This is a genomic window from Vibrio sp. FF145, assembly GCF_041439075.1.
Taxonomy (GTDB): domain Bacteria; phylum Pseudomonadota; class Gammaproteobacteria; order Enterobacterales; family Vibrionaceae; genus Vibrio; species Vibrio tasmaniensis_A.
Window position 1 is genome coordinate 120,973 of record NZ_JBGONH010000002.1, and the last position, 12,973, is coordinate 133,945.

Consider the following 12,973-nt stretch of genomic DNA (forward strand, 5'->3'; position numbering starts at 1 on the left):
CTCCTAACAAGTCGCACTTTCTATTTGATGGAATAGCTTTTCTTTTCTTACGGGCTTCGCTACGTATCCATCCATGCCTGAATCAAAGCACTTTTGAATGTCATCATCGATAACACTGGCGGTTAGCGCGATGATAGGAGTTTTGCTTAAGCCTAGGTTTTTCTCATGCTCCCGAATCTCCTTAGTTGCTGTGAAACCGTCCATAACGGGCATCATGCAATCCATTAGTATAATGTCGAAACTACTGTCGTTTTGGTACATATCAACGGCAATTTGACCATTCTCTGCAATTTCAAAAGCGTAACCAGCCCTTGTTAGCATGACCGAAGCGACTTTTTGGTTAACTCGATTGTCTTCGACGAGCAGTATTCTTTCAGATTTGCTCGGAACCGGGTTTTGTTCTCTTTCCTCTGGCACAGTCCGTTTAGCTGCAGCATTAAGAATCGGCGTTACGGTCGCGGGTTTTTTCGTAGATTTAGTTTTGTAGGCAACAGGAAGTGGCATTGCTTCAACGGCGGCAAGTACTTTTTCTTTTAACATTTCAAATTTGAATGGCTTTGGCACATAGTCATCCATGCCCACGTCGAAACACCTTTGAATATCGTCATCAATAACACTGGCGGTCAGGGCAATGATAGGGATACGACGCGTGGCATTGGTCTCTTTTTCAACGCGGCGAATATTACTTGTCGCTTCAAAGCCATCCATAACCGGCATCATGCAGTCCATGAGTATTGCTGCGTAGTGAGGGTTCGATCTGAACATGTCCACGGCTTCCTGGCCATTATTCGCAAACTCGAATTCAAAACCACTTTTACCAACATGAAGCCCGGCAATTTTTTGGTTGACCTTGTTGTCTTCGACGATCAGAATTTTGTGTTGTATCTCTAGAGAAGGTTGGCTCGCCTCTGAAAGCTCAACCCGACCTTGTGTATCACAGAGCTCAACCGCTTTAATCAAACGTAAACCGAGTAGGGGCTGTGATACTTGAGCCGTAACACAATTGCCGATGTCAGCCGGCTCGCTCAAAAATGATCGAATCAAGCAGATAGTGATGCCGTTTTGGTGGAGCTTATCTAAGTCACTGGTATAGTCACTGGCTTGGAATGTGTCATCTTCAGCAAAGACAACTGTGATTGGGTTAGTGTGCTTTTGAATCGTGAGTTGTTGTGTAAGCTCAACTGTATCTCTCGTTCGTTGGGTTATTTCTAAACCATAGAGGTTAAGGTCCCATTCTATTCGTTTAGAGAGCATGTTCGCGTTACCTAGAATATAAATGTCGGCGGTTGCTGTGCTTGGTTTTGGCAACATTAAATCAATGGGTAATTCTAGATCGAAGTAGAAACAACTGCCTTCACCTTTGACGGAGTCGAGTTGGATCTGACCACCCATAAGTTCAACAAGCTGAGTACTGATCGCAAGGCCAAGACCAGTACCACCGAATTGTCTGGTCGTTGAATCATCTTCTTGAGCGAACGGTTCGAATATCTGTTTCTGTTGCTGTTTATCGATACCAATCCCCGTGTCTCGCACAGAAAACCTTAGGGTGACATTGTTTTCTGCTTTGTTTAGCGTTTGAATTGACAGGGTAACGCCACCTTCTGCTGTGAACTTCACCGCGTTCGACATAAAGTTCATCAAGATCTGTCTTAATCGGTGATCATCGATCATCACGCGTGCAGGTGTGTCTGGGCTGATATCAACGTTCACTGATATCTTTTGCTCTTTAGCTTTTGGCGCGACAATAGATGCGATGTCGTAAATGGATTCTCTAATCGATGCCGAATGCGGGCTGATTAATAGCATGCCAGATTCAATCTTAGAGAAGTCTAAGATGTCGTTTATGAGGCTTAGCAGTAGTTGGGATGAGGTCTCGATCGTATCTACATAATCACGTTGTGTTGGTGTAAGTGGTGTGTCTGACAGAATCTCCGAAATTCCGATAACGCCATTCAGTGGGGTTCGAATTTCATGAGACATATTGGCCAAGAAGCTACTTTTCGCTTTGCTAGCTTGTATTGCGTGGTCTTTGGCTTCTTCGGCGTCTTCTTTAGCTCGCTCTGCGTCTTCTTTCGCTATCGTTAACTTCTCTTTTGCATGTTCTCGTTCGATGGTGAGTCGCTCTACTTGCTGAGCAAATAGGCTGAGTTCGTCTTTGCCTTGAATCAGTTTGTCCAAAGAAGGGCGGGTATCATCGTTTTCACTTTTTAAGAACCTAAGAACTAGCCCAAGATTGTTGGTGACTTGTTTCGCTAAACTGAGGGTTAATCCCATAACAGTTGCTGCAAGCAACGTGACGATGGAGATAAATAGCGTTCTTTCTGTTTGAGCATCTGAGATCGCTTGAGCTACTTCGGCTTGGAACTCTTGTTTGATCACGTCACCTAAATTCTGCAACAGGCTTAGGCGAGCACTCATCGCATTGAGTCCGGTAGTGATCTCTTGTGGAGTCAATGCGCTTATTGTGGATGAACTATGAAGTGCGTGACGTATCTCTTGGCTTTTCATAAAAGCCTCATCTTTAAACACTTCAATCATGAGTGAAACTTGATGTGTATTGGCATTCAAGGATACAAATCTTTCTAAGAACAAAACTTGCCTAGCATTGAGGCTTTCAACCAACTCGGCTAGTTCAGAATCATACTCTTGATGATTTTGGTAAATATCGAAGAGTGAAGCGCTGAGCTTAAATTCTTCATTTGACCAAAACATCAACCACTCTAGTTGATGCAAGGCGGTGAGGTGCTGTTGAATCTCACGCTTGGTGATATCAAAAGGGACTTTCTCAATGGCTAGCAACAATTGTTGGTACAAGTCACTTTGCCATTCAATCGCATCCAGCTTATCGAAACTGTCGGTCGTTTTCATAGTCGACAAGGTTGCCTCACTGAAGTCGGCCAGCAGTTGGTTCACTTCTTCGGAACTGTTTAGAAATATGCTGGGTGAAAGTGCTTTGAGCTCGGCATTTACCTTAGCACTTCGATTAACGAACTCTTCAGTGTTTGGGGCCAAAGTACTTCGATACAAGACAGAGATATCTTCAAGGTAAATTGCTAACTGATTGGTTCGCTCAAAATCGTTTAACTGCGTCGTCAGAAAGTAAGCTTGTCTACCGGCTAAGAAAAGGAGCAATGAGATCGGTAGTAGAACTAAGCCAAAGAGTTTATGTTTAACTGAAAGGTTATTCCAGACCGTAAGTGTCGACATATTAAGGATCCATCCAACTGGTTTTATATAAAAACAGTAGAATAAAAATGCTGATATGGAAACTTTGAAACTGTAAATTTAATGGAAGTGTGGGAGGGGTATAAGTTCTTGTGATTCCACAGCTTATTTTGAAATAGCTTCTCTTGCTAGCAATTTATAGCGTTTGGCGGTCGGTTTGATTTTGATGCTTATTGATGAGTATCTTAAAAAGCGAGTTAATTAGGGTGATTTTTATCGAGACTTAGTTCAAATAGAAGTTGCTCTAACACCGTTTTTGCAGAAGGTTCTAGCGCCCAAACACCGAGCACTCTGTTCAGTGCAGCGCGGTACACTCTGTTTTTGAGTAGGAAAGCGAGCGTACGCGTATCGTTGCTCAGAACATTTGATTGTACGACGGTTAACTCAGCTTTGTTCTCGATATCGATTTTCTGAAGATTGAAAGCGGGTAGAAAGGCACACTCATACCAAACTTCTATGATCTCTCGAAGTTCGATTTCCTCTTCAGGCACATCGCAGCCCTGAAGTTGATGTTTTTCAGGAATTGCGGATAAGTAGGCTACATCAAGCTTGTCTGCAACGAATGTGTACATTTGCTTCCTTTTTATCGGTGATTTTAGAGCGAATCATCTCTCTCACTTATGTTTTTGTCAATTACATCCATTTATCTACCAAGTAATTTGTGAATAAGCATCGTCGTGTTTAACTCAAGCTGTTTAAGTATTTGTCTGTTAAGCCAAAATATTTCAAGTTGCCATCAGGTTCTAGAACCAAACTCATATTGGAAGTAGCGATCAAACCGGGATCATTGGTCGAAAAAATGACGGTTTTATTCAGCAACTTATCGCTGAACAGGCGGTTAAAATACTGGGCGTTTTCATTTTCAGCCCCGTTGAACGGTTCATCAATGATTATCAGAGATTGCTCACAGTTGCCTAAACCAAGTGCCAAACGCAGCTTTTGTTGAATGCCATTGGGAAGACCTTTGCACTTATCGACACTCAATTGAGTCGCCAAGCCTTCTGGCAGCCATTCGTCTAGCTCGAAGAAGCTCACCATCTCCTGCATTTTCTCTGTCGGAATCAATCCATTGTGTAAAATGAAATTGGTCTCCAAAGAACCTTCGAAAATGTGCAAATTGAAAGGGATGTAGTTAATCGACGTGCGATAGCGATAACTGTTGAATTGCTTAATGTTATAGCCATCGACAGACACCGCGCCCTGATAACGATCTTCTAAACCAGCCATGATTGAAATGAGCGTGGTTTTTCCACAGCCAGTCGGGCCACATATGACGACTTTTGCACTGGGAGGTATCTTGAAACCAAGGTTGGTTAACCCTGTTGCTGCCCCTGTGTAACGGTGGCTGACACCACTGCCCACAATATTTCCTTGGAACAGCCGAATAGGCGGGCTTTTTTCTAGCGTTAGCTTGTCGTCATTCATCGACATTAAATTGTTTATCTGTGCCGATGACGCCTTGATGGATTGAAACTTAGAAATTGAGTTATAGATCCCCATGATCGGGCCTAGTGCTTTCCAAACGAGAATAACGGTTGCAAGCATCGCACCCGCATCAGAAGTGCCTTCCATGACTCCGATTACTGCGGTCACGATACTTGCAGTACCAATCACCTGAATCAAACTACCACCTGCAGCCTGAATTTTACTGTTGGTTACAGCGACATTCTCCGCATCACTGGTGCTTTGCATATGGGAGGCACTAAAACGAGATTGAACCACGCGCAACAAAGGCAAACCCTGAATGGTCTTGATACCACGAAGGATTTCATTCCATTGATAAGAGACCATCGCATTGGCGCGAGAGCTTTTAGATGTGGCTTGTGAGTAGATGTAACGAGAGTAAACACAGAACACCAACATCAATATTAAGCCGCCCATCACCACAAGTGCAGCGGTGCCAGACATTAGGGCTATCGCAATGATGAATACAATAACAAACGGCATATCAAAATAGCTAAGCGTTGATTCTGCAGTCACTAAGCGTCGGAACGTGTCGATATCTTTCAAGCGAGCTAACTGAGAAGAGACCCCAGCAGTGGATGTCATCGCATAAGGTAGCCACAGCAGCTTAGATATAACGGCTTGCGAGATGTGCACGGCGAGGTCTTTACCGGACGTGGCAATGATATTTACCCGCATCTTTTTAAAGAAATACTCCGAGAAGCCAACAATAATGGCGAATAAGGTTAACCAATACAGTGTCGCCTCAGAACTCGAAGTCAGTGCGAAGTTATAGACACTCATGATGAAGAATGGCTGCAATGCACCGAGAATACTGATGACGAAGCTCAGAATGATCAGGCTTTTAAGTTCATTGTTGTAACGATAGAAAGCGTATTTTATCCAATTGCTTCTGTCTTGCGATTCCGGAGGTGGTTCGCGGAACAGACGAGAGTACTCGCTAATAGAAATCAGCAAGCAGGGCTTTTTACACATTGGGTATTCAATGGTGTTGTTGTTCGTGTAATCAAACAGCAGCAACTTCCCATCTTTTGTCCCTAAGAAGATGGCACTGAGGTTTTCTATCTCAATAAAGCACGGGTGAGGATATTTATCGATATTCTCGAGTGTCTTTAGTTTGGTCACATCACAGCGGTATCCAAGGCGCTCTATGGTTGCTGTAAAGCTATCGCCGTCTTTGGGTTTTGGAATAAAAGCATCGCTGAGTATAGCGGGCGTGCCTTCCCATTCGAGTGCTATCAAGGTGTAGGCCAAACCACGAATAAGTGGCGATTGACTGTAACGTTCGTCGTATCCACTAGATTCAAAATCCAAAACACGTTGCGGCACATTATTGAAGTCTACTAGGATACTCATTGGTCACCTCCGGTAAGTTTTACGCGTTTGAGGCGGTGGTTAAGTTTATCCATCTTATTGCTGGCGATGATTAAGATTTTGTCATTGGCACGATAGGCGGTACTGGTCAGCACGACGCGCGCAAATTCCTCATCAAAGACACAATCTATATCGTCGAATATTAATACACGTTTACTGGCGAGCAGGGCTCTGACTAATAACAGAGCATATCCCACTTGGCGAGAGAATGGATTGCGCATATGCCCTTTGAGTTCCGTATAAAAACCAGCAGGAAGTCCGTCAATTTGCGCCTTGATGTTCATGGTTTCACATAAGGCGAAAGCAGTGTTATTCAAGCTTGGGCGGAAACAGGTGAGGTTATCGATAATCGTTCCTTCTACGAAAGAACTTGTCTTGTCGACCATCAATACACTGTTACGCCAAACGTTGTAATTGATGTCATCCAAAGGCGTGTCGTTAATCATGATATCGAGTTTGCTATCACTGTTCTGACGCGTAATACAGTTAGCGAGGTGGGTCTTACCGGAGCCACTTTTCCCTGTCAGCAAATAGGCTTGTCCGAGTTCGAACTCGATACGCTGCTTTTCAGAATACTTAACCGAAATACGTTCTACTTCTGTTGTTTCATGTTGGTGCTCGACAGAGGCTGCTAATTCAAGGAGATCAGCGATACGTTGGATATGGAGTTTGTTTAGTTCCCAACGGCTCGCGGTACGCATCACTTGTTGGTAGGGCGCAAAGTAACGGTTGGTCAGCATGATTATCGCGGCCATGATGCCTTGGCTTGACTCCATATTGATCACGGCTGTTGCCAAGACCACCACAACACAAGCAATTGAGAGTTGTTGGATGAGCGCTAAGATCAAGCCAAAATTCGATTCAATCTGTTCGTATTTGATGTTTTCAACTTCACGTTCCTCGACCATTTGTGTCATCAGGCTTTCAACGCGGTATTCCATGTTTCGTGCTTTGATATCCAGCGGGCTAGAAATGATTTCAATGATCTTGGACGTCGTTAATCCCTCTATATCGGACTTGTTTTGTAAGCTTCCAATCTTTTGCTTAGAAAGGCTCCAAGCGAAAATAGCTAAAATGAGCGAGGCAATCAGAAGCGTCACGCCAGCCCATATGTTGATAAGGCCGATGATGAGGATGGTTATGACGCTGACGGCAAGGTTGATCAGCGCTCGAACCGATTCCCCACCAAAGAAGGTTTTCAGCTCAGGAATGGTTGAGATTCGTTCGAGGTATTCGCCCGGTTCTAAGCGGCGAAATTTAGAGATTTCAGCCAAACAGATTGATTGGAAGACCTTGTTGGTTAAGTTGGTCTCAAACTGCCTCATGATGACAGAGGAAATCTTTTCTTCCTGATTTTTCAGGTGGTAGTCGAGGAAGATAGAAATCAAGATAATCGCGAATAATAAGAACAACGTATCTTGTGCTTGGTTGGGTAATACTCGGTCGAAAATGATGAGTATAGAGAAGGGCAGTACCAAGCCAAATAGAGTGGAAATTATCGTAGAGAAAGTCAGATAACACTTATCTGCCATATTGATCTTTTGAGAAAACTGCTCAGTTTGCATTACGACCTCCTGTTTTCAACGACTCAGTTGAGAGAAGGTGTTTCGGCACTAATTCTTGATTGTTTCGTCCTTCGATATCACTCATCAATTGCATGATGCTTTCTATCGATTGAATCGAGAGCACGCCCTTAACTTGCTCAAGCTTGATGGTTTCGATGATGTAGTCGTATCGTGCGCTTTCATAATCTCTTAAGGCGCTGAAGAGCTTACTTTCTGCGGCAAGCAAATCGGTGATCGTACGGGTGCCTAACTGGTATGCCCTTTGAATGCCTTTGTAAGAGGCATAGTTGGCGCGAATGATGTTCTCGTAACTGCTTATAGATTGCGAAAAATCGTTGATGTTGAGCACAGAGGTGTTCACGCTGTTGCGCGTGGTGTAAAGCGAGTCTTGATAAAGCAGCTCGGTACGTTCAATCGCCGTCGAGGATTTTTGATATCCGTAGTAATCAGAGCCACCCGACAAGATAGGCAAGGCTAGGTTCAAGCCAACGCTAGTTGAGTTGCTTTCGCCTGTCGCTGTGATGTCGGTTTTATCGTAGTTATTGGCGTCATCGTGACGATAGCTGGCTGAAAGCGACACGGTAGGCAAGAAGTTTGTACCGCTCTCTTTTAAGCTTCTACGGCTTCTCTCGACGTTTTTCTTCGCCACTAACAAGTCGTTGTTGAGCTTTAATGCTTGATCCATGATTGAGCGTTGTTCGCTTTCGCTAATCTCTTTTAATGGCACGCTTTCGTATATATCTTGCGACGGAGTGATAGGGTATTGAATCTGAATTGAGAGCCCGTTGAGAATGACGCGACGATCTTTTTGTAAGGTTCTCAACCGATTCGACACACCTTCTTTTTGAGCGATAACTTCGTACAGTTCACTGGCGGCTGTGTTGCCTAACTCTACGTTTCGTCGCATCTGATGTTCACGCGTCTCAGATGATTTAAGCTCGACCTTGGTCGCTTTTATCTGTGCGTTGTTTTTCAAATACTCGAAGTATTGAGAGCCGATTTCAGAGATAGTGCTCTGGATTTTGTTCTCGTGTTTAATCTCTTCAATATTGAAGTCGAGTTTTGCCGTTCCATATTTAAAAATATCACCCAGATTGAATATCGATTGGGAAAGGGAAAGGCTATAGCTGTTCGAGTTATAGCTTGAAGTTTCATCAGGCACACTTGATAACAAGGTTTCATTCTCATTCCATGTGGTATCGGCAGCGCCATTAAGCGAAGGTAGAAACTTAGATCGGCTGATCCCAATATTGTATTCGTTCTCTTCCACACCTTTATCACTGGCGCGAAGAGACAGGCTGTTTTGCAGGCCGAGTTCTACCGCCTCAAGCAGGGTCGTCGCCGATGCTGAAGGTATCGTGCTGAATGCAAGCGCAGCCATAATGCTGCTAGTTAAGTTTCTGTACCGCCACATACTTGTTGATCACCTTGATGATTTGGTCGCTTTTGTAAGGTTTGCTGATCACGTAATCCATTCCGGCTTCAATACAAGCCTGGTGTTCGTTACTGCTGGTCAATGCGGTTGCCCCTATGATGGTACAAGGGTTTTTCTCGTTCTCTTGTTCGAATTGGCGAATGCGTTTTGTTGCTTCGATGCCGCCCATACCCGGCATGATGCAATCCATGAAGATGATGTCAGAACGTTTATTCATGAAGTGCTTCACGGCATCGGCACCATCGCCAACGGTGTCTGGTTCATACTCTTGCTTGGTAAGAATTCGTTTCAGTAAGATCTGCTGAACTCGGTCATCCTCAACGATAAGGAATGAGCTGTTCTCCATCTGTTCTTCCGATGCTTCCGCTTCCATAATGGTGAGTAGGTTTGGAATGAACTCGTAAGGGATAGCAGGGGCGTTGATGATCTTGTCGACGAAGCTATGACACTCTTGTGCTTGCTGAGTGTTGGTCACTGACAACAGTAACTTGGTATTTGGGTGGTTCTTAAGTTGAGATTTGACCGTTTTACTCAACGACGGCAGCTTATTGGGTTCAAAGGTATCGGTCAGCATAATCGCATCGTAATCACCGAATGTTTTCGCCGCTGAGAAAAGCTCATTTGCAGTGCGAATCTCGGTGATGTCGAGCCCCAAATTGCTGAGCATCTTCTTCATCACATCGATACGGATTTGAGTATTGGCGCACAGCAGTAAACGCTTGCCATCGAAGCGCGTCTTCTCTGTGTGGAAATTCTTAGCTTTAAGATCAAGCTCGATCTGAAAACGTTCCTGTGCCCCTGACTGGAACCAGTGACTCTCGTAATAGCCGTAATCTTTCAGAACGCTTTTTGCTAAGTCATCTGTATTGGCTGTATGGTCTTTGTGTGCGCTCCAATGGAGTTTATTGAGCTTGGCAACAGAGACATCCAGCGTTGATAAGAAGTTAAGGTTGATGGTGACACGGGTATTTTCCATGTCTGACGCCGCACCCGATTCAATCGTCACAAATAGCTTCTTATTTGATTTGAGTTGAATGGCATTGGAAAGCTGCAGGAACAATATCCAGAACAAGCTGGTGGATTGGCCCTCCACTCGATTCGGCAAATTATCAGAGATAAAGCAGTCGAGTTGACCTTCGTTCCTCTGAACTTTGGCGCTGATATGAATCATCAATTCAGACAACACGCTTAGTAGCGAGAATTCCTTCGACTTGCTTTCCGTACCCTGTGAAATCAATCGGTTATAGTTTTCTGCTAACTCAGATAAGGTACTACACGCAGAGGTAATATCCTTCGCCATCAATACGCCGTTTTCATCGGTTTCTTGAACCAGATATTGGACACCGCCGTTGATGGTGTTGGTGATACCGCGAATCTCATACCCGATCAGTGCATACAACTGTTTGTAGAGATCGTTATTGCGCTTTTGGTCTTCCAATTTACTGAAGATCAGTTTGAGGTGAGAGTAGATCTGGCGTTGTTTCGGATTGATGCTCACTTCATTCAGAAGCTCTTCGAGTCTTTGTAAGTCGAGTTGTTTCAGCTCTTGATAGAGGGCATCGAACTCATAGTCGATTTCGCGTTCGTTAGAGCTGGATTTCTTCAATTTCAACATGGCGACAGCGTTAGATAGAACCGTTATCACGGCCAATATTACGACCACCATAAACAACCAAACGAAGAACTCGTTTTTCTCAGACATCAAATCGCTCGCATGGTTGTTAAACATGGTGCGGTAGTTGTCATCCATCTGCAGATAGTTGTTGGTCAGTGAGAGATATAAATCGAGTACATCGGCACGTGCTTTAGCGCTATCGGAGAAACGGTTAATCGCTAATTCAAGTTGAGTGTATTCAGTAGCGCCAACCAAGCTGAACTCAGTTTTGTTCAAAGAGGCTAGCGACCTAAATTCATCTATTTCACGCTTCAAGTTAACTAGATTGAATTCGTTAGTACCACAAGTGTCGGTACTTAAGCACTGCTGCAGAGTTTGAATATCTTGTTCGATGGTCTGATTAAGCTTCTGAGCTTGTATGAGCAGTGGGGCACTTTGCACTTGTGCAACTGAGTCTACTTTTGACCAAGAAAAGTATAAATAGAAAGCGAGCGCAGCCAGTACGACGCTAAACAATATGCTTAGTCGCAGGGCGGGTACAGAAATATTGTACGAAGGTTTTCCGCTCATTGATTACCTCTCATCGAAAGCATCTTCGATGGCTGACATCACTGGCTTCGCTGCGTATTCGATCACGCGACGCGAGCCTGTTTTTACATCGGCGGTAAATTCCATATAAGGTGATAATTTGTATTGAGTGCCTCCTCGTTCAAGAAAGTTTCGGTCAATTTCAATCTCTGCTAAATAGAATTCGGCGTCTTCTTCTTCATAAGACGAGCGGCTGATTGAGGCGATGGTTCCCTCAACAAATCCATATTTAGCGAAATTATAGGTATCCATTTTTACCTTCACAGCCTGTCCGATTTCTACAAATCCCATGTCTTTACGTGGAATCTTCGCTTCGCCGTGTAGCGAATTATTTATTGGGGCAATATCTGCGATACTCTCACCTGGCGGAATCACAGCTGAGCGGAAATTGAAGTGCAGTTTGTCGACCACGCCATCGACTGGTGAGTAGACAACCAGTCGATCAACCTTGTCGGAATGTTGTGGTTGTAAGATACGTTTTAGCTTGAGATCTTTATTCGCTTGAATGATTTGTGCTTGGTACTCGGAGTTTCGATTTTCAACCAAGTCACGGTGTTGTTTTTCCAGTTTGTCGAGCTGAAAACGTTCGTTCATGACCGACTCATCAAGGTTCTCAATCTCACGTACCATATTGGATTCTTGTACTTTCATGTTGAGGACGTCGACATAAGACGCCATCTCTTCTTTATAAAGCGTATTTTTGATGTTGAGTTGTTTGCGAATGAGCGATAGTTGGTTCTCTGAACTTTTACGACGCTTAAGCATTGATTTAATCAGGGAGTTTTTGTGTTTAATATCGTGGGTAATGAGCTCTTCATTTGAACGGTTTTTAGAGAACTCTTGTCGCCATGTATTCATGTTGACCTGAACTTGTTCTGGAAATTTTTCGATATAAGAAGCGAAGTTGGGTTCTACCATGTCGCGTAAGCTTTCATAACGAATCTTATCGAGCTCAATCTGAATAATCTCAGTATTCACGGTATCGAGTTGTGTGTTGCGGTCTAGTGAGCGAATTCGTGCGATCGGCTGTCCTTCATAAACGACTTCTCCTTTTCGGACTAACATCTCTTCCAATATACCGCCTTCTAGGTGTTGAACCTTCTCAACGTCAGATTCCAACAACAGTTCACCACGTACAGAAACGACGATGTCTATACGCGCTTGTGATGCCACGGCGATAGCGACTAAAGCGAGTAGGAATATGATGAGCAACGTTTTGTGAACACTGGTCATGGCACTTCCAAGCACAATGGTGTCATCAGCTGTGACCTTAGAAGCCTCATTATTAGAAACGAGCGCTTTTCTTAAGTGATGTTCTATTTGGTTATTGCTCATGACTACCTCGATGACTTGTCATCTATTACTTCCTTAATGTCCAACAAGTGATTGATTTGTCGATTGACGTTGTGCAATTCAGTTTTTACATCCTCTAAAAGATCTTCAGGTGCAGGGAATTCGTGCTTACTCAAATGTTCCAATTTGGCCATTTTGGGTGGTAAGTCTTGATCGCACAGTAAAGTTAAGATGGTCTTTAATCTCTTTGAGTAGTTGTTGAGCTCATCAAAACGGTCACTTTTATGAAGCATCTCTATGTTGATCGCTGCGTCTGAAAAGTCCTTATAAAAATCGCCTAGTAGCAATTGAAGCCCTTTGTGGTTGTTGTCGATTGAACGCAGCAAACTCGTCATGTCTATCATCATTCCACCG

General features: G+C 43.9%; 8 protein-coding genes. All 8 read right to left on the reverse strand.

Going from position 1 to position 12,973, the window contains the following annotated elements:
• Positions 1 to 3: 3 nt before the first annotated feature.
• Complete coding sequence (locus tag ACED42_RS01595; protein WP_371701117.1) at positions 4 to 3,207, reverse strand: response regulator; 3,204 nt, start codon at positions 3,205 to 3,207, stop codon at positions 4 to 6.
• Positions 3,208 to 3,422: 215 nt separating this feature from the next.
• The gene (locus tag ACED42_RS01600; RefSeq protein ID WP_371701119.1) at positions 3,423 to 3,797 is read right to left on the reverse strand and encodes a hypothetical protein; all 375 of its coding nucleotides are present in this window, start codon (positions 3,795 to 3,797) and stop codon (positions 3,423 to 3,425) included.
• A 109-nt stretch (positions 3,798 to 3,906) separates the two neighbouring features.
• A complete protein-coding gene (locus ACED42_RS01605; RefSeq protein ID WP_371701120.1) occupies positions 3,907 to 6,045 on the reverse strand; it encodes an ATP-binding cassette domain-containing protein in 2,139 nt (712 codons plus the stop codon).
• Positions 6,042 to 7,628 (reverse strand): ABC transporter transmembrane domain-containing protein, encoded by a 1,587-nt coding sequence (locus tag ACED42_RS01610; RefSeq protein WP_371701122.1) that lies wholly within the window; start codon positions 7,626 to 7,628, stop codon positions 6,042 to 6,044. The genes ACED42_RS01605 and ACED42_RS01610 overlap by 4 nt, the downstream gene beginning before the upstream one ends.
• Positions 7,618 to 9,042, reverse strand: a complete 1,425-nt coding sequence (locus tag ACED42_RS01615) for a TolC family protein (protein WP_371701124.1) — start codon at positions 9,040 to 9,042, stop codon at positions 7,618 to 7,620. Before ACED42_RS01615 ends, ACED42_RS01610 begins: the two co-directional genes overlap by 11 nt.
• On the reverse strand, positions 9,017 to 11,248 hold the full coding sequence (locus ACED42_RS01620; RefSeq protein ID WP_371701125.1) for a response regulator: 2,232 nt from the start codon (positions 11,246 to 11,248) through the stop codon (positions 9,017 to 9,019). Before ACED42_RS01620 ends, ACED42_RS01615 begins: the two co-directional genes overlap by 26 nt.
• Positions 11,249 to 11,251: 3 nt before the next feature.
• Positions 11,252 to 12,601: an HlyD family type I secretion periplasmic adaptor subunit gene (locus tag ACED42_RS01625; RefSeq protein WP_371701127.1), complete on the reverse strand. Its 1,350-nt coding sequence runs from the start codon at positions 12,599 to 12,601 to the stop codon at positions 11,252 to 11,254.
• 2 nt (positions 12,602 to 12,603) lie between these two features.
• Entirely contained in the window at positions 12,604 to 12,966 is a 363-nt protein-coding gene (locus ACED42_RS01630; RefSeq protein ID WP_017092940.1) for a hypothetical protein, read from the reverse strand.
• Positions 12,967 to 12,973 lie beyond the last annotated feature (7 nt).